Raw genomic sequence first — 22101 nt, forward strand, 5'->3', positions numbered from 1 at the left:
CACCGACTGGAGCTACGCCAACACCAACTACGTCCTGGCCCGGCTCCTCATCGAAAAGGTCACCGGCCGCACCATCGCCCAGGAGATGCAACGGCTGATCATCGGCCCCCTCGGCCTGACCGGCACCGTCCAGCCGTCCGCGGAAACGGACATCCCCGCCCCGCACGCCCACGCCTACTATCGCCACGAGGAGGAGACGGTGGACGTCACCCGGGTGAACCCGTCCTGGATCTCCAGCGGGGGCGACATGATCTCCACCACCCGGGACCTGCAGACGTTCATCACCGCGCTGGTGGGCGGCAAGCTGGTGCCGGCCGAGCTGCTGGCCGAGATGTTCACGCCGGAGTCGAAGGCGAGCTACGGCCTGGGCGTGTTCGTGCAGCAGGCGCCGGGCGGCGGCACCCTCATCACCCACAACGGCGGCGCCGGCGGGCACGCGGCGCTGATGTTCAGCCTGCCCGACGGGAGCAAGACCCTGACCGCGGCGCTGAACTACGTGGACGACGCCGCGCTGTCCCTGAGCGCGGCGTTCCAGCAGGCCCTGCAGCGGCTCGTACAGGAGGCGTTCGGGCAGTAGACGGGCTGACACGCAAAGGCCGCGGGAGGGGTTGCCCGCGGCCGTATGCGTCAGGAAAATCGTTTGCCTCACAGGGCAGGGCTTCGAGAACGTGTTCCCATGCTTACCACCGCCACGGTCACCGTCTTCGCCTCCCCCGAGAGCTGGATCGAGTCCGACGCCGTGGCGCAGTGCCACCAGGTGGCCGCCCTCGACGGCATGACGCACGTGGCCGGCATGCCGGACCTGCACCCCGGCAAGGGCGCGCCCATCGGCGCCGCCATGACGTCCCGCGTCCTGTACCCGTTCCTGGTCGGCTCCGACATCGGGTGCGGGATCGCCGTGTTCCCCGTCAAGCTCAAGCGGGCCGTGCCCGAGAAGCTCGCCGCCCGCTTCCCCGACCTCGACCGCGCGCTGGACCCCGAGCAGGACGCCGACGACCCGGCCTGGGCGGAGGTGCGGGAGGACATCCCGGCGGGTCACCTCGACGGCCTCGGCACGGTCGGGCGGGGCAACCACTTCGTCGAGCTGGCCCGCGTCGCGACCGTCTTCGAGCCAGATCACGCCGACCGGCTCGGCCTCGCCGCCGGTGACCTGGTGCTCATCGTCCACAGCGGCTCGCGCGGGCTGGGCGAGCGGATCCTGCGCGCGCACACCGAGGTCCACGGCGCGGGCCCGGCGCCCGATCCCGCCGCCTACCTGGCGGCGCACGACGACGCCGTGCGCTGGGGGTCGCTCAACCGGCGGCTGCTGGCCGCCAGGGTCGCCCACGCGCTCGGGTTCGAGCCCGCCGAGCCGATCGTCGATCAATGCCACAACTCCGTCGAGGTGCGCGACGGGATGTACCTACACCGCAAGGGCGCCGCGCCGGGCGACGGCGGCGACGTGCTCATCGCCGGGACGCGCGGCACCCCCTCCTACCTGGTGGCCGGTCGCGCCGGGCCGGAGGCCGGGTTCTCCGTGGCGCACGGGGCGGGGCGCAAGATGTCGCGCGCGGACGCCCTGCGGCGGGGGCGGGCCAAGCACACGGTCGAGGAGCTGCGCCGGACGCCGGTGGGGTCGCTGGTGGTGTGCGGCGACCGCCAACTGCTGTTCGAGGAGGCGCCGACGGCGTACAAGCGCATCGAGCAGGTGATCGACGACCTGGTGCGGCACGAGCTGGCCACGCCGGTGGCCACGACGATCCCGCTGGTCACGTACAAGACCCCGGATCTGGGGTCGGCGCCGCAGCGGGACCGGCGGCGCAGGCGGGGGCGCGCGTGAGCGTTCACCTGCTGATGTCGGCCGGGCGCGGCCCGCAGGAGTGCGCCTGGGCGCTGGCCGAGCTGCTGCGCCGGCTGGAGGCCGACGCCGCCCGGCAGCGCCTGGAGACCCACCGCGCCCACACCGTGCCCGGCGACCGGCCCGGCACCTACCGGTCGGTGCTCGTGCGCATCACGGGTGCGGACGCCGAGACGTTCGCCGCCTCGTGGACCGGCACGCTGTGCTGGCAGGCCCCCAGCCCGTACCGGGCCACCGCCGGGCGCAAGAACTGGTACGTCATCGCCCGGCCGTGCCAGGTGGACGCGCCCCGCACCACGTTCAGCGAGGCGGACGTGGACGTGGTCGCCGTCCGCACCGGCGGGCCGGGCGGCCAGCACCGCAACAAGGCGAGCACCGCCGTGCGGGCAACCCACCGGCCCACCGGGATCGTCGTCGTGGCCGACACCGAGCGGCAGCTCAGCCTCAACCGCCGCATCGCCATGCGGCTGCTGCGGGAGCGGCTGGAGCGGGACGACGAGGCGGCCGAGCGCGCCGTCACCGCCGCGCGGTGGCGGGTGCACGACGAGCTGGTACGCGGCGACCCCGTCCGCGTCGAACGCCCGACCCGCCCCGCCTGACCTCATTATTCTGTCGAGGGCCAGCGAGGCGGGCCCGGCTCGGCCTGTTCGAGACCGGCCCAGTCGTCCCGTACCGGGGCGAACACCTCCACCACGACCGCTCCCGACGGCCCCGCCTGAGCCTCGTGGGGAACGTTCGCCAGGACGCGCCACGAGCCGCCGGGCCCCAGCTCCCGGGTCTCCTCCCCCACCCGGAAGGTGACCGTGCCCTGGAGGCACAGGCCGAGCTGCTCGTTGACGTGCCGGTGCTCGGGCACCAGGCCGCCGGGCGGAAGCTCGACGACGGCCAGGGTGAGCTGCTCGCCGTGGATGACGCGGGCCAGGACGTCCTGCCAGATCCGGGTGGGCGGGATGGCGTTCAGAGTGGTCAGCATGCCGCCAGCATGGACACGGCCCACCGTTAAGGACAATCGACAGCTTCTTAACGAAGGGTTTAGCGTTTCCGCATGCTCGACCTGGCCAGGCTCAGGGTGCTGCGGGAGGTGGCCCGCCACGGGTCGCTGACGCGCGCCGCCGCCGCGCTGTCGTACACCACCTCGGCACTGTCGCAGCAGATCTCCGTGCTGGAGCGGGAGGCCGGGGCCCGGCTGCTCGAACGGCACGCGCGGGGCGTCCGGCTGACCGAGGCGGGGCGGGCGCTGCTGGCCCACACCGAGCGGATCATGACGGAGCTGCGCGCCGCCGAGAGCACGCTGGCCGCGATCGGCTCAGGGGAGGGCGGCAGGCTGCGGTTCGGCTCGTTCACGACGGCCAACGCCACGCTCATGCCGCTGGCCGTGCGCGCCTTCCTGCGCGAGCGGCCCGGCGTCTCGGTGGAGCTGGTCGAGGCCGACCGCGACGAGGCGGTGGCCGCCGTCGCGGCGCACGAGCTGGACCTGGCGCTGGTGTACGAGTTCCCCGCCGTGCCGCTGGTGCTGCCCGCGAACGTCGAGACGCGCCCGCTGCTCGTGGACGCGCTGCACATCGCGCTGCCGCCGGGTCACCGCCTGGCCGGGAGGGCCCGCGTGCGGCTCGCCGACCTGGCCGGCGAGCGGTGGATCCAGGGGGTGCGCAGGGGCTCGACGCTCGACGTGCTGCCGGGGGCGTGCAGGCAGGCGGGGTTCGAGCCGGTCATCGCGTTCAGGACCGACGACCAGATGACGGTGCGCGGGCTGGTCGCGGCGGGGCTCGGGGTGGCGCTCGCGCCGTTCCTCACGCTTCCCGCGACAGCGCCTGACCTGGTGGTACGCCCGCTGGACGAGCCGGCGCTGACCAGGACCGTGCTGACCGCCACCCCGGCCCAGGAGCACCGGCTGCCCGCCGCCGCCGCGATGATCGAGCACCTGCGGTCGGTGGCCGCGCGGCTGCGATCGGCCTGAGCCATGGTCACGGCTGCGATCGGCCTGAGCCAGGGCGCCCAGTTTCCGGCTCCGGCGGTGTCCGTACAGGGGAGAGGGACACCGGACGGAAGGAGTCACCATGCGAGGCATGCCGCCGGCGGAGGACCTGCTCGCGCCGGCGCGCGGCGGCGACGGCGAGGCGTTCCGCGAGCTGGTCGAGCCGTACCGGCGCGAGCTGCAGGTGCACTGCTACCGCATGCTCGGCTCCGTACAGGACGCCGAGGACCTGCTGCAGGAGACGTTGCTGGCGGCGTGGCGCGGCATCGGCGGCTACCAGGAACGCGCGTCGGTGCGCACCTGGCTCTACCGGATCGCCACCAACCGCTGCCTGAACGCGCTGCGGGCGGACGCGCGCCGCCCCCACCCGTCCGCGGCTCACCGACCGGAGGTCGCGTTGCCCGAGCCGTCGCACCGCCGCGCCGAGCCGATCTGGCTGGAGCCCTACCCCGACGTGCTGCTCGACGAGATCGCCGACGACCTGCCAGGCCCCGAGGCGCGGTACGAGGCCAGGGAGTCGGTGTCGCTGGCGTTCCTGGCGGCGTTGCAGCGGTTGCCGCCGCGCCAGCGGGCCGTCCTGGTGTTGCGTGACGTGCTGGGGTTCCGCGCGGCCGAGGTGGCGGACATGCTCGGCGCCACCGAGAGCGCGGTGACCAGCGCGCTGAAACGGGCCCGCGGCGCGCTGCCGGAGCGTGGCGGGCAGGACGCTCCGCTGCCGGGCTCGCCGGAGGAACGCCGGCTGGTGGAGGGGTTCGCCCGCGCGTTCGAGGCCGGGGACGTCGAGGCCGTCGTGGCCATGCTGACGAGCGACGTGAAGCTGACCATGCCGCCGCTGCCGCTGGAATATCAGGGGCTGGCGGACGTCCGGCACTTCCTGGCCACGGTCGCGCTGGACGGCTGCCGTGGGCACGTGCTCGTCGCGACGCGGGCCAACGGGCAACCGGCTTTCGGCTGTTACCTGCGTGACCGGCGGACGCCGATCCTGCACGCGCACGGAGTTCTCGTACTGACGCTGACCGGCGACCGGATCTCCGCGCTGACCCGGTTCGTGGACAACTCGCTGCTGACCGCGTTCGGGCTGCCGCGTTCGCTGCGCGCCTGACTCGACCTTGGAGGGAATCTCATGAGTGACATCGACGCCGCGGAAAGGCTGCGCAGGCTGCACGTCGCGGGTGACCCGCTGGTGCTGCCCAACGCCTGGGACGCGGTTTCGGCCCGGATGGTCGAGGCGGCCGGGTTCCCCGTCGTGGCCACCAGCAGCGCCGCCGTGTCCGCGGTGCTCGGCTACGACGACGGGGAGGCGGCGCCCGTCGAGGAGATGCTGGCCGCGGCCGAGCGGATCGTGCGCGCCGTATCCGTACCGGTGACGGTCGACTTCGAGCGCGGCTACGGCCTCGCCCCGGCCGAGCTGGCCGAACGGTTCGCGGCGACCGGAGCCGCCGGCCTGAACCTGGAGGACTCGCACCCGCCGACCGGCGAGATGCTGGACGCCGGCGAGCAGGCGGACTTCCTGGCCGCGGTCCGCGCCGCGGCCCTGTCGCTCGGCGTGGACCTGGTCATCAACGCGCGCACGGACGCGTTCCTGCGCCAGGCCGGGCCGCCGGAGGCGCGGCTCGCCACCTCGCTCGACCGTGGCGCGCGCTACCTCCAGGCCGGTGCGGACTGCGTCTATCCCATCGGCGCGAGCGAACCCGACGCGGTCCGGGAGCTGGCCAAGGGCATTCCCGGGCCGGTCAACGTGGCCTTCGGCAACGGGCAGTCGTCGATCGCGGAGCTCGCCGCGTCCGGTGTCGCGCGGGTGAGCTTCGGGCCCGCTCTGCAACGACGCCTGTACGGCACCTTCGACTCCGTTCTGCTGGCGGCCGTGGCTTCCGGCTCAGCCCCATAGGCACGGTGGCGGGCCCCGATCAGGCTGCGGCCTGAGGCACGTATGCCGAGGGGCCGGGCGGGTAGACGCCTGCACCTGAGAGGTGAGAAGGGGAGGGCGGGATGCGCCGGTTGCTGGCGATCGTCAACTCGGCGGCGGGAAGCGCCGACGACGAGGTCGTGTCCGAGGTGCTGGCCGTGCTGGCCGGGCACGCCGACACGGTGGAGGCCCGCATCGCCGACCCGGCGGACCTGCCCGCGGCGCTGGCGGAGCATCCGGAGCGGGATCCGGTCGTGCTGGGCGGCGACGGGACGCTGCACCGCCTGGTCGAGGTGCTGGCGGAGCGGGGCGAGCTGGGCACGCGCACGGTCGGGCTGATCCCGCTGGGCACCGGCAACGATCTGGCCCGCGCGCTGGGCGTGCCGCTGGACCCGGCCGAGGCGGCCCGCGCCGCGGCCCTCGGCGAGCCCCGGCCGCTGGACCTGCTGCGCGACGACGAGGGCGGCATCGTGGTGAACGCCGTGCATCTCGGTGTCGGCGTGGAGGCGGCCAGGACGGCCACCCCGCTCAAGCCGGTGCTGCGCCGCTTCGCGTACGCGGTGGGCAGCGTGATCGCGGGGGTCAGGACCAAGGGGGTGCCGCTGCGGGTGGAGGTGGACGGCCGGGTGGTCGCGGACGGACGGCGCAGGGTGCTGATGGCCGGGATCGGCAACGGCAGGTCCATCGGCGGCGGCACCCCGCTCACCCCCGACGCCCATCTCTCCGACGGCCTCGCCGACGTGGTCGTCTCGTTCGCCACCGGCCCGTTGCAGCGGCTGCTGTACGGGGTGCTACTCCGGCTCGGGCGGCACACCGGCCGGCCTGAGGTGACGGCGGTGCGCGGCGCGCGCATCCGCGTCTCGGGCCCCGCCCTGCACCTGAACGCCGACGGGGAGCTGGCCGGGCCCATCTCCGGGCGTACCTGGACCGTCGAGCCCCGCGCCTGGCGGCTGGCCGTGACCCGCACCCAGCCGGGGACGGCGTAGCACCACGGGGGGGACGAGTCACGCCGCTCGTACCGGAACGCGGCCCTCGGCTCGGAGGCCGCGCCCGGCCGCCTGGCACAATGCCCGGCATGCACAAATCGGATCTGCACTCCTACCTGAGGGCCGCCCGCGAGTCCCTCGTGTGGAAGCTCGACGGCCTGGCCGAGTACGACGTCCGCCGCCCGCTCACCCCCACGGGCACCAACCTGCTCGGCCTGGTCAAGCACCTGGCCGGCGTCGAGCTCGGCTACTTCGGCGACTGCTTCGACCGGCCGCACGGCGAGTCCCTGCCGTGGATCGAGAAGGCGGCCGAGGACAACGCGGACATGTGGGCCACGCCCGACGAGTCCAGGGAGCAGATCGTCGCGCTGTACCGGCGGGCCTGGGCGCACGCGGACGCCACCATCGAGGAGCTGTCCCTGGACGCGGCCGGTCACGTGGCCTGGTGGCCGGCCGATCGCAACCCCGTGACCCTGCACCGCATCCTCGTCCACGTGCTGTCCGAGACCAACCGGCACGCCGGTCACGCGGACATCGTCAGGGAGCTCATCGACGGGGCCGTCGGCCGGCGGAGTGGTGACGTGCTGCCGAGCGATGAAGCGTCCTGGTGGGAGGAGTACCGGGGGCGGCTGGAGCGGGCGGCCCGGCAAGCGCAAGGAGCCTGAGCACTCCGATCTTCGCTCCAGCAGCACCGGATCAGCCCAGGAAGCCGAGGACGGTCCGGTGCGGGTCGAGGTCGGCGGGCAGGACGGGTGAGGGGGTGAGGGCGCCGGTGCCGGCGTCGAGGGAGAACCAGCCGTAGCCGTCCAGGTGGATCAGCGGATGCCGGTCGTCCGCCCAGCCGAGCAGCGTGACGTCGCTCTCGCCGCCCGGCGCCCGCGCCTGGTGCTCGGCGACGACGTCGCCGGTGGCCGCGTCGGTCAGCCTGATCACGCCGTCGGTCTCCGTGGCGCGCAGTTTCCCGTCGGGGGACGGAACGCCGCCCGCGGTCATCCGGTCGGCGGTGGTGCCGCTGCCGTCGAGGCGGACGGTGAAGGGCGGCGAGGTGTCCTTGCCGTCGCAGGTGACGCCGTCGCGGGCGACCGAGAGCAGGCTCTCGCAGGCGTGGCTCATGGGCGTGGTCCTGCCGGATGCCAGCTCGGTGTGGAACGTCTCGCCCTGCCCGGTGAGGCGGACGGCGACGTGGCCCCCGTCCGGGGAGAACATCGCCGTGGACTCCTGGGCGAGCTGCTCGGCGGTGAGCTGGGGGGTGAGGTCCCTGACCTGGTTGCCGTCCAGGTCCGCGACGACCCAGCGGTGCCTGAGCGCGTCCAGGTAGGCGACCTTGTAGCCGTCCGCGCTGACGGCCACGGACGGCGTCCAGGCCGTTCCCGGGCCGCCGTCGCCATCGGACTCCAGGATGCGCACGGCCGCGTCGGTGATCAGGGACGTGCCGCGGCACCCTGGAGGGGAGGCGCAGCTCACGTTGCTGAGGTTGTCGGACCATTTCTGGGTGGTGTCGAACATCAGGCCCCACCCGGCGCAGAGCACGTCGCCGGGCTTGGTCTCGGTGCCCGTGTCGTTGGGGCAGGCGGTTTCCTCGGCGTACCGGATGCGGGCGGTGGTCAGCGGCGGCGTCCAGGCAGGCCACTCGCCGTACGGCAGCCCGAAGCGCAGGGTGAAGGCGCTCGGGGAGTCCGGCTCGTGCGTCATCAGGCCCTGCTCGACCTCGGTGCGCAGGGCGCCGTCCTCGGTCAGGGAGAAGGTGCCGGAGGCGACGACCGCCGGGTCCCGGCTCGCCAGCCGGATCCCGGCGTAGCCCGCCGCCACCGCGACGACGGCGGCCACAGCGATCCAGGCGCGCAGGCGTTTGCGCCGCCGTACGGCGGCGACGGCAGATCGGACGGTGTCGGCGACGTCGAGGCCGGGCGGGTCAGCTAGGACGGCGGCAGCAGGGACGGCGGCGGGGACGGTGGCGGGGGTCAGCTCGTCGTGGCCGAGCGAGAGGTCGAACATGAGGTCCTCGGCCGACACGCCGTCACGACCACGCGCGACCGCCACCACGCGCTCCGTCGGCACGCCGTCGGCCATGGCCTTGCGGTAGAGCGCCAGCCTGGCCGCGGTGGCGGACGCGGCGGGCAGCCCGCGCCCGTTGCCGACCTCGACGAGAGCGTGCCGGACCAGGGACAGGGCCTGCCGCTCGTCCCCGGTGAGGAGGAGGGCGGACTTGGCGAGGTCCGGGCCGAGCCGCTTGGCGAACCAGCGGAAATCCGGGGTCATGGAAGGCTGTCTCTCCTGTGATCGGTCCTACAGCATGTGCCGGATCGGCATCGGCATCTCGGGTACGGGCTGCTCCAGCAGCTCGTCCACCTCGGCGCGGGTCAGCAGGCGCGTCTCCAGCAGGGTGGTGAAGCAGGCGTGCCAGTCGCGGCGGGCCTCGGCGTGCCGTCCCAGGGCGTGCAGGGTCTGGCCGGACCACCAGGCGGTCACGGCGTAGCCGATGCGGTATTCGGCTTCGCGCAGGAGTGCCAGCGCCACCTGGTAGGTGTCGGCCGCCTCCGCGAGCCGTCCGGCGTGGATCAGGGCGCGGGCCAGGCTCGCGCGGCTGGAACCCTCGCCGTACAGGCTGCTGTTCCACTCCGCGACGGCGATCCTGCCCTGGGCGATGGCCTCCTCGAACCGCTGCTGCCGGAAGAGCACGTGCACGCGGTTGTTGAGTACGGCGCCGCGCGCGTAGCGCTCGCCGATCTCGTCGGCGATCTTCAGGGCGCGTGACAGGTTGGCGTCGGCGAGGTCGAGCCGTCCCAGCACGGTGTAGATGATGCCGAGATTGTTGAACGATCCGATCCGCCGGTGCGGCAGGGCCGCCTTCTCCCAGCTCACCACCGCCTGCTCCAGGTGGTGGATAGCCTGCTCGTAGCGTCCCTGGTCGCGGTAGACCCAGCCCAGGTAGCTCTGCGCCTGCGCGTGGCCGGCCAGGTCTCCGCACCGCTCCGCCAGCCGGATCGCGCCGAGGTGCACGTCGGTCAGGTGCGTGACCCAGCCGCGGTAGTTGAACGGCATGTGCAGGCCCAGCGCCAGCCCGATGGCGGTGTCCGGGTCGGCGGACTCGGCCGCCTGGCGGGCCGCGGCGAGGAGGTTGTCGCGTTCGGCCTCGGTCCACCGCCTGGCCGCCCCCGCGTCGGCGAGGGCGACGCCGGGCTGGTCGGCGGCGTAGTAGGGCTCCAGGGCCTGGGGGTGCACGAGCAGCGTGGCGGTGTTGGCCGTGGCCAGGTAGTGGTGCAGGCCGCGGCGCAGCGCCGCCGCGCGCTCCCGCTCGGGCAGCTCGTGGCCGGCCTGCTCGCGGGCGTACAGGCGGATGAGGTCGTGGAAGCGGTACCGGCCGCGCCCCACGGACTCCAGGAGGCGGGCGCCGCGGAGCCGTTCGAGCGCCGCCTCCGCCCGCGACTCGGGCCAGCCGGCCAGGGCGGCCGTCGCGGCGGGGGTGTGGGCGGGCGTGTCGAGCAGGCCGAGGAGCGGCAGGACGTGCGCGGCGTCCTGGCCGCTCGGCTCCTCGCGCAGGTGCTCGTGGCTGACCGCGATGCTGGCGCGTACGGCGAGATCGTCGTACTGCAGGGTGTCCAGCCGCCGGGCGGCGTCGGCCAGGCGGTCGGCGAGGTCGGCGAGCCGCCAGTCGGGACGTGCACGCAGCCGCGCGCCGGCGACCCGGATGGCCAGCGGGAAGCCGCCGCACAGCCCGGTGATCCCGGCGGCGGCCTCCGGCTCGCGCTGGACGCGGTCGGGGCCGGCGACCCTGGCGAGCAGGGTGACGGCGTCGCGGTCGGCGAGGCCCGCCAGGTGCAGGTGGCGGGCGCCGTCGAGGCCGGCCAGGTCGTGGCGGCTGGTGACGACGGTCCGGCAGCCGGGACCCGCGGGGATGAGCGGGCGCACCTGGTCGGCGTCGAGGGCGTTGTCGAGGATGACGAGCAGGTCGCCGGCCGCGGTGAGCGACCGGTAGCGGGCGATCGCCTCCCGCGGGTCCGCCGACACGGCGGAGCCGTCGAGGCCGAGCGAGCGCAGCAGGTGGCCGAGGGCGTCGGGCACGGGCAGGGGCCGCCGCCCCGGGGTGGAGCCGTTGAGGTTGACGTAGATGACGCCGTCGCGGAACCGTCCGGCCATCGCGTGCGCGACGTGGACGGCCAGCGCCGACTTGCCGACGCCGCCTGGCCCGTCCACGACGGCCGTGCCCGGCTGGAGCAGCGCCTCGCGCAGCCACTCCACCTCCTCGTGCCTGGCGGTGAACGACCGGGTGTCCGCGGGCAGCTCGGCGGGGACGACCGTGGCGGACTGCGCGGGCGCGCCGAGCTCCAGCGCGGGGTCCCTGGTGAGGATGGCGTGTTGCAGCCGGCGCAGCCGCGCGCCGGGCTCCAGGCCGAGCTCCTCCACCATGGCGACGCGGCCCTCCTGGTAGACCGCGAGCGCGTCGGACGGCCTGGCCGCCCGGTAGAGCGCCAGCATGAGCTGGGCGCGCGGCCCCTCCCGCAGGGGGTGGGCGTGGACGTGCCGCACCAGCTCGGTCACCACCGCGTGGTGGTCGCCCGCGGCCAGCCGCAGCTCGACGTGGTCCTCGAAGACGGCCAGGCGCTCCTCCTCCAGACGCTTGGACTCGATCTGCGCCCACGGCTCCGTCAGCTCGGCCAGCGCCCGCCCCCGCCACAGGGCCAGCGCCCGCCGGAACAGCTCGTCGGCGGTGCCGGGCTCGCGCCGGTCGCGCGCCATCCGCGCCTGGCCGGCCAGCAGCGTGAAGTGGTGCGCGTCCACCTGGTCGCGGGGCAGGTCCAGCAGGTAGCCGCCGGGCACGGTCGCGATGAGGCCGGGGTTGAGCGTGTCGCGCAGCTTGGACACCACGATGTGCAGTTGCTTGGCCGCGGTGGCCGTCGAGGTCTGCCCCCAGACGTCGGTGACGAGCTGGCGGGCGTTGACGGGCCGGCCGGTGTCCAGCGCCAGGCGCGCCAGCACGGCGATGCGGCGGCGGCCCGCGATCCGCACCGCTTGGCCGTCCACCTTGGTCTGCCAGGACCCGAGGAACCCGATCTCCACTGTCATCAGGGGAAAAAGCCTAGTAAGAGGCGGTATATCGCCGGTATGTCGTCGCGCCGGTATACGGCGGGTATATCCGGCCGCGCTGAGATTGACAGGCCGTTCGGACGGCTGGCGGAATGGGCGACCTCACTTGTGGAAGGAAACCCGTGCGTCCAGCTCGTATCGCGGCCGCCGCCGTCCTGGCGGTCGCCGTCCTATGCGTCCCGCAGCCCGCGCAGGCGGCCGTGTTCAAGCACCCCGGCGTGCTGGTCAGCCGCGCGCAGCTCGACTTCGTCCGCGCCAACCTCGGCAACGAGCCATGGAAGTCCGCGTGGAGCTCCCTGCAGAAGAGCGCCCAGGCCTCGCTGTCCTACACGGCCGAGCCGCGCGCGGTCGTGGACTGCGGCCCCAGCTCGACCCCCGACAACGGCTGCTCGGACGAGCGCAACGACTCCATGGCGGCCTACACGCACGCCCTGCAGTGGTACCTCACCAAGGACTCCCGCCACGCCGTGAAGGCGATCCAGATCATGGACGCCTGGTCGGCCGTGATCAGCAAGCACACCGGGAGCAACGCGCCGCTGCAGACCGGCTGGGCCGGCGCCAACTTCTCCCGCGCCGCCGAGCTGGTCAAGCACACCTACACCGGCTGGACCCAGGCCGCCCGCTTCGCCGGCAAGCTGCGCACCGTCTACCTGCCGGCCGTGCTCGCCGGCGCGCCGAACAAGAACGGCAACTGGGAACTGATCATGACGGACGCCGCCATCGGCATCGCCGTGCACCTGGACGACCGGGCCTCGTTCGACAAGGCCGTGGCCACCTGGCGCGGCAGGCTGCCCGCCTACGTCTACCTGACGACGGACGGCTCGCTGCCCAAGGCGCCGCCGAAGAGCACGTACGACACCAAGGCCGAGATCATCGACTACTGGCACGGGCAGACGACGTTCGTGGACGGCCTGACCCAGGAGACGTGCCGCGACTTCTGGCACACCGGCTGGGGCCTGGCGGCCATCGCGCACGTCGCGGAGACGGCCGGTCACCAGGGCGTGGACCTGTACTCCACGGCCAAGCACCGGCTGCGCCGCGCCATGGACCTGCACGCCCGCGTGCAGCAGAGCGGCACTGTGCCGTCGTGGCTGTGCGGCGGCAAGGCCACGCTCGACCTCGGCGCGCACTACGAGGTCGGCTACAACGCGCTGCACGAACGGCTCGGCTACGACGACATGCCGGACGCCACGCAGTGGGTGGAGCGCAAGCGCCCGGTCGGGATGTCGCACTTCCTGGCCTGGGAGACGCTCACCCACGCGCGGAACCCGCAGTACGCCGGGATGGGCCTGTCGGCCACGCCCGACTTCGACGCCGACGGCGTGGGCGACCTCTTCTCCACCGCCACCGGGACGCTGACCGTCTGGAACGGCGAAGGCGGCAACAAGTTCGGCCCCGCCACCGCGATCGGAAGCTGGAGCGGCTTCTCCCGGCCGGTCGCCGGCGACTTCAGCGGCGACGGGCTCACCGACCTGGTCGCCGTGCAGAAGGAAACCGGCAGACTGCACGTCTGGAACGGCAAGGGCGGCAACGAGCTGGGGGCCGCCGTCGAGCTGGGGCCCGGCTGGGAGCCGTACGCGGACTCGCTGGTGTCTGCGGGCGACATCAACCAGGACGGCCGTACGGACCTGGCCGCCGTGAACGCCGAGACCGGCGCCCTCTTCTACTGGAACGGCGAGGGGGCCAACGGGTTCGGGCCAGGCACGAAGATCGGTGGCGGCTGGCTGCTCTTCTCCCGGCCGATCGCCGGCGACTTCAACGGCGACGGCATCGGCGACCTGATGGCCGTGAAGAAGGACACCAACGTCCTTTACGTCTGGAACGGCAGGGGCGCCAACAACTTCGCCGCCGCGGTCGAGGTCGGGGGCGGGTGGGAGCCGTACGCGGCCTCGCTGACGTCGCCGGGCGACGTGAACGGGGACGGCCGCGCGGACCTGGCCGCCGTGAACGGCGAGACCGGGACCCTGTACGTGTGGAACGGCAAGGGCGGCAACAAGTTCGGCTCCGGGCTCGCCGTCAGCACCGGCTGGAAGACCTCCTTCTGACAGCGGAGAACCCCCGGGCGTCCGGGGGTTCTCGCATGCCGGTCAGGAGGGCTGAGCCCATGGGATGCCGAGGGCGGTGCGGGGCCCGAACTTGTTCGCGCCCTTGCCGTTCCAGACGTGGAGAGTGCCGCCGTTCGCCGCCGCGATGTCGTCGTGGCCGTCCCCGTTCACGTCGCCGAGAGACATCAGCGAGGCCGCGTACGGCGCCCAGCCCGGCCCCAGCGCGGTCGCGCCGGTCCAGTCGTTGGCGCCCCTGCCGTTCCAGACGTGCAGGACATTGGTGTCCTTCCGCACCGCGAGCAGATCACCGACGCCGTCGCCGTTGAAGTCGCCGGCGATCGGCCGGCTGAAGGCCGTCCACCCGCCGCCGATCGGCGTGCCCGGCCCGAAGCCGTTGCCGCCCTTGCCGTTCCACACGGTGAACACCCCGGTCTCGGCGTGCACGGCGCCGAGGTCGGTGTAGCCGTCCTGGTTGACGTCTCCCAGGGACGTCAGCGTGTCCGCGTACGGCTCCCAGCCGGGCCCCAGCTCGGTGCCGGGGCCGAACTCGTTGCCGCCCTCCCCGTTCCACACGTGCAGCTTGTGGGTGTCCTTGGTCACGGCGAGCAGGTCGGTGCGGCCGTCGCCGTTGACGTCGCCCGCGACCGGCCGGGAGAAGCCGCCCCAGCCGCCGCCGACCGCGATGGCGGGGCCGAACTTGTTGCCGCCCTGCCCGTTCCAGACGGTCAGCGTCCCGGTGGCGGCCGAGAAGAGGTCGCCGACGCCGTCGGTGTTGAAGTCCGGCGTGGCGGTGCCGGTCATCGCGACGTAGTGGGAGCGCAGCTCCGTCGCCGGCAGCTCGCGGTTGTAGATCGCGAACTTGCCGACCGCGCCCTTGAACCAGGACGCCCCGTCGCGGGTGCCGACCCGGACCGGCGCCGACCCCGGCTTGGGCTTGATGATGACCTGATCAGCCGTTCCAGGGCGGTAGGCCAGGTTGTCCGTGCCCGCCAGCACGCCGTCACGGTAGACGCGCACCTTGCCGTACGAGCCCTCCGCGGTGTCGAACGTGATCGCGTAGTGGATCCACTGGTTCGCCTGGACCGGCTGCTGGAAGTAGGCCCCCGCGCCGAAGCCGCCGTCCAGGTTCCACGCGTAGCCGGAGATGCGGTTGGGCCGGTTCTCGTCGTTCGTCTTGGAGTACATGCGGCCCGCCCACTCGCGGTTCCCGCCGCTGCCCGACTTCGTGCCCTTGCCCATGAAGTAGACGTAGCCCGTCTGCTCCTCGTCGGGGAACTGCAGGGTGTGCGGCCTGATCCAGGCCTCCACGGTGAACGCGCCCGTGGTGGAGATGTGGAAGGACTTCGCCGTAGGAACCTCGAAATATCCGGACGAGCCGTTGAAGACGGCTGCGCCGTCGTTGTTGGGCAGCTCGACCGTGCTGCCGACGTTGCGGAAGGTGCCCTTGTGGCCGTTGCCGGTGCGGTCCGTCTCCGTGACGTCCGCGGGATGCGAGAGCCGCCAGTACGCGACCGGCCGGTGCGCGAGCACCAGCTTGTCGTACGCGCTCAGGCCGGAGGCGCTCGCCGTGGCGGGATGAGGCAGGCACACCATGGAGGCGCCCAGGCCCGCGGCGGCGAGCAGGCGGCGGGCCCTGCCCGGGTTCAGGAATCCTGTGATCACGGCCGCACCCTAGGCAAGGGCGGTATGCCGCCGGTATGTCCTCCAGGCCCGCTCGATCGACGGGGCCCGGCGGCACTCAGTACAGTGGCGGGGTGTCAGGTGAGCAGGTGAGCGCGCGGGTGGACGTCTGGATCTGGTCGGTGCGGCTCACCAGGACGCGCTCGATCGCCTCCGACGCCTGCCGGGGCGGGCACGTCCGCGTCAACGGGGTGCGGGTCAAGCCCGCGCACGTCATCAGGGCCGGTGACGAGGTCAGGCTCCGGCACGAGGGCAGCGAACGCGTCGTGGTCGTCTCCCGGATCATCACCAAGCGCGTCGGCGCCCCCGTGGCCGCCGAGTGCTACGTGGACAACAGCCCGCCGCCTCCCCCGCGCGAGGAGAGGGTGCCCGTCGCCGTACGCGACCGTGGCGCGGGCCGTCCCACCAAGCGGGAGCGCCGCAGCATCGAGAAGCTGCTCGGGCGGCGGGCACGGCCGGAAGCAGAAAACTAGGAAATTTCCGGAAGGGCGGGCTTCCAGCGGGCAAGTAGGGATGTCCATCTCATCCGGGAGTCCCTGAGTGATCCTTGTCCCTGACACGTTCGAAGCCGTCTTCGACGCCCACTACGAGGAGATCCGCCGCTACCTCGGCCGCCGCGTCGGCCTCGACGTGGCGGAGGACCTCGCGGCCGAGACCTTCCTGATCGCCTTCGGCCGGCGCGCGGCGTACGACCCGGCGTACGGCGCGGTCCGGCCCTGGCTGTACGGCATCGCCACCAACCTGCTCGGCCGGCACCGGCGCGCGGAGCTGCGCCGCTACCGGGCGCTGGCGCGCAGCGGGCCGCCGCCCGACGACGACGGCCCGCACGAGCGGGTGGTCGACCGGCTGACCGCCGAGGTGACGGTCGGGCGGCTGGCCGGGGCGCTGGCCGGGCTGTCCGCCGGTGAGCGGGACGTGGTGCTGCTGGTCGCGTACGGCGGGCTGAACTACGCGGAGGTGGCCGCCGCCCTGCGGATCGCCGAGGGGACGGTCGCGTCGCGGCTGAACCGGGCCAGGACGAAGCTGCGGGCGACGCTGGGAGTGGAGGCGTGATGAGGGAGTTCGAGTTCATCGACCGGGTGATGCCGGACGTCCCGCCGGCCACGCCCGAGCAGCGGGCGGCGGTCCGCGCCCGCCTCCTCGAGCACGGTCACGGCTCGGTGGGCGACAGGAGGGATGTGCGGCCGACCGGGCGGCGCGGCAGGAGGGGCGTGACGTCAGGCGGGCGGCGCGGCTCGCCGCGCAGCCGGCGGGGTGGGATGCCAGGCGGGTCGCTCGGCGGGTGGCGGGGTGTGCTGTCAGGCGGGTGGCGGGGTGTGACGCTGGTGGCGGCGGCCGTGATCCTCGTGATCGGCGCCGTCGCCGTCCTGCTGCCCAGGTCCGCGCCCGCCCCGGCCACCCTCACACCACGCCAGCGGCTCGACGCGGCGGCGGACAGGCTGGCCGCGCAGCCGCACGCCGTCCTGCGCTACTGGCGGCAGGAGACCGAGATCGTCCGCCGGACGAAGGGCGCCGACGGTCACCTCGTCGAGGAGCGCGCCAGTGAGGTCGTGGCGATCGGCCGGGACGGCGACTGGTACACCTGGTACGAGCCCGTCTCCACCAAGCCCTACGGCGCCGCCGCGACCGAGGCGTGGCGGCGTTCCGGCTCCCCCAGGCTCTGCCCCGGCCGGGGCTGCGACCCCAACCTGCCCGTCTATCCCTCCCGGTCCATGAGCCGCCCCCTGGCGGTGGCTCCGGGCTGGACGGCGACGCTGCCCGAGCTGCTCGCGCTGCCCCGGGAGGCGGCGGCACTCAAGGCCGAGCTGCTGAGGCGCTACCCGGACGGCTCGGACGAGAGCCGGGACCAGTGGCTGGCGCAGGCCGCTCGCCTGCTCGTCGTGGAGCTCCCGACCACGCCGGGCACCCAGGCGGCGGCCTACCGCGTGCTGGCCGGGCTGCCGGGGGCGAGCGTGCGCGACGACGTCCGCGATCCGGCCGGTCGGCGGGCGGTGACCCTTCAGGCGCCGGTGCGCGGCGTGGTCAGCAGTCAGCTCGTCATCGATCCGGACAGCGGCGCGCTGTGGGCGGCCCAGCAGGTGGCGCCTGTGCCCGGCCTCGCTGCGGGCGTCCCGGACGTCGTCACGAGCATCGTGCGCAGAGCCTGGACCGACGCCCGGCCGACGCCGCCGCCGGGCTGCCGTGAGTGCTCCGGCCGGTACTGAGTGACGTGTTTCACCTTCAGCGGCGTCACAGAACCGGTGCCGATCGCGTCTTGTGTGTAGGCAACATAAAGGGAGCCTCGGATGCGTACTTTGTCGGCCAAACGCCGTTCTTTCCAGTTCTCCCACTGGTCGTTCATGTTCGCCGAGATCGCCGTCTGGTCGTTCGTCGTCCTGCTGGTGACCGGCGCGCTGCTGATGCTGGTCTACGTGCCCAGCATGGCGCAGGTGACCTACGACGGCTCGTACGGGCCGCTGCGCGGGCTGTTCGTCAGCGCGGCGTTCGACTCGACCATGCACCTCAGCCTGGAGGTGCGCGGCGGCCTGCTGATCCGCCAGATGCACCACTGGGCGGCGCTGGTCTTCGTGGCGGCCGTCGCGCTGCAGCTCCTGCGCATGTTCCTGACCGGCGCGTTCCGCCGGCCGCGCACCGGGCAGTGGCTGCTCTGGGTGACGCTGCTCGCGCTGGCCATGGCCGCCGGCGAGACCGGCAACGCCCTGCCCGACGACATGCTGTCGGGCGGCAGCCTGTGGCTGATGCTGTCGGTCGTGCAGTCGATCCCGGTGGTCGGGAGCTGGGCGATGTCGCTGCTGTTCGGCTCGGGCTTCCCGGGCGACACGATCATCCCCGTCCTGTACGGCGCGCACCTGGTCATCCCGCTCGTCATGGGCGCGCTGCTGATCGGCCGCGAGCTGCTGGTGCGGCGCAACGGCCACTCGCGGTTCGTCGCCTCGCTGCCGGGGCGGCGCAACGCCCGCCCGCTGATGGCGGTCGCCACGTTCGGCATGCTGATCATCCTCGGCTTCGGCTTCCAGATCGCGCCCATCTGGCTGTACAGCCCCGCCAAGCCGACGCACATCTCGGCGGGCTCGGTGCCCGACTGGTACATGGGCTTCCTCGACGGCGCCCTGCGGATCATGCCCGGGTGGGAGCTGACGCTCGGCGACTACACGCTCAGCCTGGCGGTGCTGGTGCCGACGCTGGTCGTGCCGGGGGCGTTCTTCACGGCGCTGGCCGCGTACCCGATCGCCGAACGCCTGCTCGCGGCGCGGCGTGAGCGCCGCGACCCGCTGGGACGGCCGAAGAGCGCGAGCCGCCTGGCGAGCGAGAAGCGCGGGCGTGACGTGCTCGACCGGCCGCGCGACACCCCGGTGAAGACGGCCATCGCGGCGGCCGGGATCGCGTTCTACGGCCTGCTGTGGGCGGCGGCGGCCAACGACCAGCTCGCCCACCAGTTCCAGCTCAACGTCAACACCGTGACGGTCTTCTTCAGGTGGGCCGTGCTCATCGGCCCCGTCGTCGCCTTCGTGCTCACCCGCTGGATCTGCCTGGCGCTCCAGCAGTCGGAGCGGCACGAGGCCGAGCACGGCGTGGAGACCGGGATCATCACGCGGTCGCCGGACGGCGGCTTCCACGAGCGGCTGGAGCCGGCGGCGGTCCCCGTGGGCGCGGGGGGCGTCAGCGGGCCGGCGATCGAGGCCGGTTCCACCAGAGGCTGAGCGACAGGGCCCCGGCGATCAGGACGGCACCGCCCGCGGCGAAGACCGCGGCGGTGTCGACCTGCTCCCGGATGACGGTGAAGCTGCCGGGCAGGGTGCCGAGCGCGGTCTCCAGCTCGTCGGCGTTCTCGGCGCGGTGGTAGGCGCCGCCGGTGGTCTTGGCGATCTGCTGGAGCGCGGGCTCGTCGATGACGCGGGGGCTGCGGCCCCTGTCGAAGCCGCCGCGACCGCCGAAGCCGCCGCCGCCCCAGTTGCCGAAACCGCTGTCGACCTGGGAGCTGTCGCAGACCATCGGCGACGGGGTGGTGGTGCCGAAGCCGATGGTGAAGACGCGGACGCGGCGCAGCGCCGCCTCCTGCGCGGCGGTCTGCGGATCGACGCCCTGGGTGTTGGCGCCGTCGGTGAGCACCACGATCGCGGCGCTGGCGTAGCCCTCCCCGGCCTCGCCCGGGTCCGCCCCGGTGGGCGCGACCGAGGAGTCGGTCTGCGCGATCGCGTCGATCGAGGCGAGCATCGCCTGGCCGATCGCGGTGCCGCGGTAGGTGGTGAGGTTCTCCAGCGCCTCGATCAGCTCGTCGGTGTCGTCGGTGGGCGGCACGAGCAGCCCCGCGGTGCCGGCGAACGTGACCAGCCCGATCTTCGGCCCGTCCCGCTGCGACTCGATGAACTTCGCCGCCGCCTTCCGCGCGGCGGTGAGCCGGTTGGGATCGACGTCCGTGGAGCACATGGAGCCGGAGATGTCGAGCGCGAGCAGGATCGTCGCCGACGTCTGCGGCACCGGCACCGTCGCCTGCGGCCTGGCCGCCCCCACCGCCAGCAGCGCGAGCCCCGCCACGAACAGCGCCGCCGGGATCCTCCTCGTCCAGCGGGTGCGGCCGGGCAGCGCGCTGCGTACCAGCGCGATCGACGTCACGCGCACGGCGGCCCGCCTGCGGCGGCGCCGCGCCCACCACCGGATGGCGAAGATGAGCGGGATGAGCAGCGCGGTCAGCAGCGCCCACGGCCAGGAGAACGTCATTCAGATCACCCGTCCAGATCGGAGCACGGTGAACGCCGCTCCTGCGGTGAGCAGCGCGAGGGCGAGCCAGATCAGCCCGCCGGCGAGGGGCAGCGGCTCGTCGGAGACGGTGAGCCGCAGGTCGATCGAGTCGGCGATCCCGTCGAGCCGCGCCGCGTCGAGCGCGGGATGGTAGGCGCCGCCGGTGGTCTGCGCGATCGTGGCGAGGGCGTCCTCGTCGAGGGAGGTCTGCAGGTGGAAGCCGTCCACCTCCACCGTCGCCCCGTTGGTCGTGCCGATCCCGACGGTGTGGATCTGCACGCCCGCCTTCTGCGCCACCTCGGCGGCCTGGACGACGTCCGTGCCGCTCTGGTTCTGGCCGTCGGAGAACATCACGATCGTCGCCGACGGCCAGTAGCCGATGTCCGGCGCGGCGCCGTCGCGGCCGATCGCCACCTGCTTGCCGGTGATCGCCGTCAGCGAGCCCAGGATGGCCGTCCCCAGTGAGGTGCTGCCGGTGATCCGCAGCCGGTCGATGGCCTTGAGCGCGATCGAGTGGTCGGCGTCCGGCCTGGCGGCGGTGAGGGCGCCCTGTTCGAACGCGATGACGCCGATGTCGACGCTGGTGGGCTGCGCCTCCACGAACGCGCGCGCCGCCCGCTGCGCCGCCGCCAGCCGCGTGGGCGTGACGTCGTCGGCGCCCATGCTGTTGGAGACGTCCACGGCGAGTATGACGGTGCCCGAGGCGCGCGGGACCGGCACCATGGCCGTCGGCCCCGACACGGCGACCGCGAGCACCCCGACGCCGGCCACCGTCAGGCCGACGCCGAGCGACGCCCGCCGGCCACCCGTCAGTGACACTCCCGCGGCGGCCAGCGCGGCCCGCCGCCTGCGCGCCGACACGACGGCCGCCCACGCCAGCGCCACCGTGACCAGCAGCCCGAGGACCAGCAGCAGCGGGGAGGACAGGGTCACGAGGCTCCCCTCATCGAGCCCGTCGGTCATGGCGACCGCTCCCTGGTCTTGGTGACGACCTCGACGAGCGCCTCGGCCAGGTCGCGGTCGGTGTCCACGCGGTGGACGGGCACGCCGGCCCTGCGCATGCCCGCCGTCAGCTCGGCGTCGCGGGCGTCCACGGCCTCGCGGAAACGGACCCGCAGCAGCGGGTCGGCGGAGTCCACGACGAGCTGCTCGCCGGTCTCGGCGTCCTCGACCACGATCAGCCCCGCCTCCGGCAGCACGTCGTCGGCGGTGTCCACGATCCGCAGGGCGACCACCTCGTGCCTTCTGGCCAGGCGGCGCAGCGAGCGTTCCCAGTCGCCCTCGCCGATGAAGTCCGACAGCACCACGACGAGCGCACGGCGGCGGGCGAGCCGCCCGGCCGCCTCCAGCATCTCCGCCAGGTCGGTCGTGGCGCCGCCGCTCGCCCGCGCCGTGCGTGCCAGCTCGGCGCCGATCCGCAGCGCGTGCCGCCGCGAGGTGCCGGGCGGCACGACCCGCACCATCCCGGTGTCGTACAACAGCGCTCCCACCCGGTTCCCGCCGCGCCCGAACAGCCGGGCCAGGACCAGCGCCAGCTCGGCCAGCACGTCGTGCTTGCCGCGCCCCGGCCGCCCGGCCGCCATCGACGCCGAACGGTCCAGCACCAGCCACACCGTCAGCTCGCGGTCCTCGGTGAACACCCGCACGTGCGGCTCGTCCAGCCGGGCCGTGACGTTCCAGTCGATGTGCCTGGCGTCGTCGCCGCCGGTGTAGGCGCGCAGCCCGGTGAAGTCGATCCCGGTGCCTCGGTACGTCGTGCGGTGGTCGCCCTGGAGCCGGCCGTCGAGCCTGCGGACGACCTTCCACTCCAGGCGGAGCAGGAGTTTCTCTGGGGCGGTGACCATGGC

The 22101-nt window shown here is 73.6% G+C and carries 20 protein-coding genes; 13 read left to right on the forward strand and 7 right to left on the reverse strand.

All coding sequences use genetic code 11. The features are described 5' to 3' along the window. From ABD331_RS25025 to prfH, 3 genes are all read left to right on the forward strand, one after another. Positions 1 to 577, forward strand: a 577-nt coding sequence (locus tag ABD331_RS25025; RefSeq protein WP_344479110.1) for a serine hydrolase domain-containing protein, incomplete at its 5' end; no start/stop codon positions are given. Between the two features lie 99 nt (positions 578 to 676). Continuing rightward, entirely contained in the window at positions 677 to 1819 is a 1143-nt protein-coding gene (locus tag ABD331_RS25030; RefSeq protein WP_344479113.1) for an RNA ligase RtcB family protein, read from the forward strand. Continuing rightward, positions 1816 to 2436, forward strand: coding sequence for a peptide chain release factor H (prfH, locus tag ABD331_RS25035; RefSeq protein ID WP_344479116.1), 621 nt, complete (start codon positions 1816 to 1818; stop codon positions 2434 to 2436). Before ABD331_RS25030 ends, prfH begins: the two co-directional genes overlap by 4 nt. A 5-nt stretch (positions 2437 to 2441) precedes the next feature. On the opposite strand, the gene ABD331_RS25040 is transcribed toward prfH, so the two are convergent. Further along, positions 2442 to 2810, reverse strand: a complete 369-nt coding sequence (locus ABD331_RS25040; RefSeq protein ID WP_344479119.1) for a cupin domain-containing protein — start codon at positions 2808 to 2810, stop codon at positions 2442 to 2444. Between the two features lie 72 nt (positions 2811 to 2882). Here ABD331_RS25040 and ABD331_RS25045 point away from each other — a divergent pair, with 72 nt between their 5' ends. The 5 genes from ABD331_RS25045 (at position 2883) to ABD331_RS25065 (ending at position 7369) form a co-directional block, all read left to right on the forward strand. Continuing rightward, entirely contained in the window at positions 2883 to 3794 is a 912-nt protein-coding gene (locus ABD331_RS25045; protein WP_344479122.1) for a LysR family transcriptional regulator, read from the forward strand. 100 nt (positions 3795 to 3894) lie between these two features. Next, entirely contained in the window at positions 3895 to 4914 is a 1020-nt protein-coding gene (locus tag ABD331_RS25050) for a sigma-70 family RNA polymerase sigma factor (RefSeq protein WP_344479126.1), read from the forward strand. Positions 4915 to 4935: 21 nt separating this feature from the next. Further along, positions 4936 to 5700: an isocitrate lyase/PEP mutase family protein gene (locus tag ABD331_RS25055; RefSeq protein ID WP_344479129.1), complete on the forward strand. Its 765-nt coding sequence runs from the start codon at positions 4936 to 4938 to the stop codon at positions 5698 to 5700. Positions 5701 to 5801: 101 nt separating this feature from the next. Further along, positions 5802 to 6704, forward strand: coding sequence for a diacylglycerol/lipid kinase family protein (locus ABD331_RS25060; protein ID WP_344479132.1), 903 nt, complete (start codon positions 5802 to 5804; stop codon positions 6702 to 6704). Positions 6705 to 6793: 89 nt separating this feature from the next. Then, positions 6794 to 7369, forward strand: a complete 576-nt coding sequence (locus ABD331_RS25065; RefSeq protein ID WP_344479135.1) for a DinB family protein — start codon at positions 6794 to 6796, stop codon at positions 7367 to 7369. 31 nt (positions 7370 to 7400) lie between these two features. On the opposite strand, the gene ABD331_RS25070 is transcribed toward ABD331_RS25065, so the two are convergent. Together ABD331_RS25070 and ABD331_RS25075 are read right to left on the reverse strand one after the other, a co-directional pair. Beyond that, positions 7401 to 8963 (reverse strand): hypothetical protein, encoded by a 1563-nt coding sequence (locus ABD331_RS25070; RefSeq protein ID WP_344479138.1) that lies wholly within the window; start codon positions 8961 to 8963, stop codon positions 7401 to 7403. Between the two features lie 27 nt (positions 8964 to 8990). Beyond that, positions 8991 to 11768 carry an AfsR/SARP family transcriptional regulator gene (locus ABD331_RS25075; RefSeq protein ID WP_344479141.1) on the reverse strand — a complete coding sequence of 926 codons (2778 nt, stop codon included), beginning with the start codon at positions 11766 to 11768 and terminating at the stop codon, positions 8991 to 8993. Between the two features lie 143 nt (positions 11769 to 11911). On the opposite strand from ABD331_RS25075, the gene ABD331_RS25080 reads away from it, so the two are divergent. After that, the gene (locus tag ABD331_RS25080) at positions 11912 to 13834 is read left to right on the forward strand and encodes an FG-GAP-like repeat-containing protein (RefSeq protein ID WP_344479144.1); all 1923 of its coding nucleotides are present in this window, start codon (positions 11912 to 11914) and stop codon (positions 13832 to 13834) included. A 42-nt stretch (positions 13835 to 13876) separates the two neighbouring features. Here ABD331_RS25080 and ABD331_RS25085 read toward each other — a convergent pair whose 3' ends face one another. Beyond that, the gene (locus tag ABD331_RS25085) at positions 13877 to 15496 is read right to left on the reverse strand and encodes an FG-GAP-like repeat-containing protein (RefSeq protein ID WP_344479147.1); all 1620 of its coding nucleotides are present in this window, start codon (positions 15494 to 15496) and stop codon (positions 13877 to 13879) included. 119 nt (positions 15497 to 15615) lie between these two features. Here ABD331_RS25085 and ABD331_RS25090 point away from each other — a divergent pair, with 119 nt between their 5' ends. From ABD331_RS25090 to ABD331_RS25105, 4 genes are all read left to right on the forward strand, one after another. Further along, positions 15616 to 15987 carry an RNA-binding S4 domain-containing protein gene (locus tag ABD331_RS25090; protein ID WP_344479702.1) on the forward strand — a complete coding sequence of 124 codons (372 nt, stop codon included), beginning with the start codon at positions 15616 to 15618 and terminating at the stop codon, positions 15985 to 15987. 67 nt (positions 15988 to 16054) lie between these two features. Then, positions 16055 to 16567, forward strand: a complete 513-nt coding sequence (locus ABD331_RS25095) for an RNA polymerase sigma factor (RefSeq protein WP_148441796.1) — start codon at positions 16055 to 16057, stop codon at positions 16565 to 16567. Beyond that, the gene (locus tag ABD331_RS25100) at positions 16567 to 17718 is read left to right on the forward strand and encodes a hypothetical protein (RefSeq protein WP_344479155.1); all 1152 of its coding nucleotides are present in this window, start codon (positions 16567 to 16569) and stop codon (positions 17716 to 17718) included. The genes ABD331_RS25095 and ABD331_RS25100 overlap by 1 nt, the downstream gene beginning before the upstream one ends. 81 nt (positions 17719 to 17799) lie before the next feature. Continuing rightward, on the forward strand, positions 17800 to 19215 hold the full coding sequence (locus ABD331_RS25105; RefSeq protein ID WP_344479158.1) for a cytochrome b: 1416 nt from the start codon (positions 17800 to 17802) through the stop codon (positions 19213 to 19215). On the opposite strand, the gene ABD331_RS25110 is transcribed toward ABD331_RS25105, so the two are convergent. From ABD331_RS25110 to ABD331_RS25120, 3 genes are read right to left on the reverse strand one after another with little or no spacing between them, the layout of a single operon-like run. Further along, entirely contained in the window at positions 19175 to 20233 is a 1059-nt protein-coding gene (locus tag ABD331_RS25110; protein ID WP_344479161.1) for a VWA domain-containing protein, read from the reverse strand. The two genes, ABD331_RS25105 and ABD331_RS25110, sit on opposite strands and share 41 nt — an antisense overlap. Further along, positions 20234 to 21217 (reverse strand): VWA domain-containing protein, encoded by a 984-nt coding sequence (locus ABD331_RS25115; protein WP_344479164.1) that lies wholly within the window; start codon positions 21215 to 21217, stop codon positions 20234 to 20236. It abuts the gene before it with no gap. Beyond that, positions 21214 to 22098 carry a DUF58 domain-containing protein gene (locus ABD331_RS25120; RefSeq protein WP_344479169.1) on the reverse strand — a complete coding sequence of 295 codons (885 nt, stop codon included), beginning with the start codon at positions 22096 to 22098 and terminating at the stop codon, positions 21214 to 21216. The genes ABD331_RS25115 and ABD331_RS25120 overlap by 4 nt, the downstream gene beginning before the upstream one ends. Between the last annotated feature and the right edge of the window lie 3 nt (positions 22099 to 22101).

Source organism: Nonomuraea monospora, assembly GCF_039531895.1.
Taxonomy (GTDB): domain Bacteria; phylum Actinomycetota; class Actinomycetes; order Streptosporangiales; family Streptosporangiaceae; genus Nonomuraea; species Nonomuraea monospora.

Coding starts and splice junctions, on each gene's coding strand:
- ABD331_RS25030 (WP_344479113.1), top strand. CDS start 677: ATGCTTACCACCGCCACGGTCACCGTCTTCGCCTCCCCCGAGAGCTGG.
- ABD331_RS25040 (WP_344479119.1), bottom strand. CDS start 2,810: ATGCTGACCACTCTGAACGCCATCCCGCCCACCCGGATCTGGCAGGAC.
- ABD331_RS25045 (WP_344479122.1), top strand. CDS start 2,883: ATGCTCGACCTGGCCAGGCTCAGGGTGCTGCGGGAGGTGGCCCGCCAC.
- ABD331_RS25050 (WP_344479126.1), top strand. CDS start 3,895: ATGCGAGGCATGCCGCCGGCGGAGGACCTGCTCGCGCCGGCGCGCGGC.
- ABD331_RS25055 (WP_344479129.1), top strand. CDS start 4,936: ATGAGTGACATCGACGCCGCGGAAAGGCTGCGCAGGCTGCACGTCGCG.
- ABD331_RS25060 (WP_344479132.1), top strand. CDS start 5,802: ATGCGCCGGTTGCTGGCGATCGTCAACTCGGCGGCGGGAAGCGCCGAC.
- ABD331_RS25065 (WP_344479135.1), top strand. CDS start 6,794: ATGCACAAATCGGATCTGCACTCCTACCTGAGGGCCGCCCGCGAGTCC.
- ABD331_RS25070 (WP_344479138.1), bottom strand. CDS start 8,963: ATGACCCCGGATTTCCGCTGGTTCGCCAAGCGGCTCGGCCCGGACCTC.
- ABD331_RS25075 (WP_344479141.1), bottom strand. CDS start 11,768: ATGACAGTGGAGATCGGGTTCCTCGGGTCCTGGCAGACCAAGGTGGAC.
- ABD331_RS25100 (WP_344479155.1), top strand. CDS start 16,567: ATGAGGGAGTTCGAGTTCATCGACCGGGTGATGCCGGACGTCCCGCCG.
- ABD331_RS25105 (WP_344479158.1), top strand. CDS start 17,800: ATGCGTACTTTGTCGGCCAAACGCCGTTCTTTCCAGTTCTCCCACTGG.
- ABD331_RS25110 (WP_344479161.1), bottom strand. CDS start 20,233: ATGACGTTCTCCTGGCCGTGGGCGCTGCTGACCGCGCTGCTCATCCCG.
- ABD331_RS25115 (WP_344479164.1), bottom strand. CDS start 21,217: ATGACCGACGGGCTCGATGAGGGGAGCCTCGTGACCCTGTCCTCCCCG.
- ABD331_RS25120 (WP_344479169.1), bottom strand. CDS start 22,098: ATGGTCACCGCCCCAGAGAAACTCCTGCTCCGCCTGGAGTGGAAGGTC.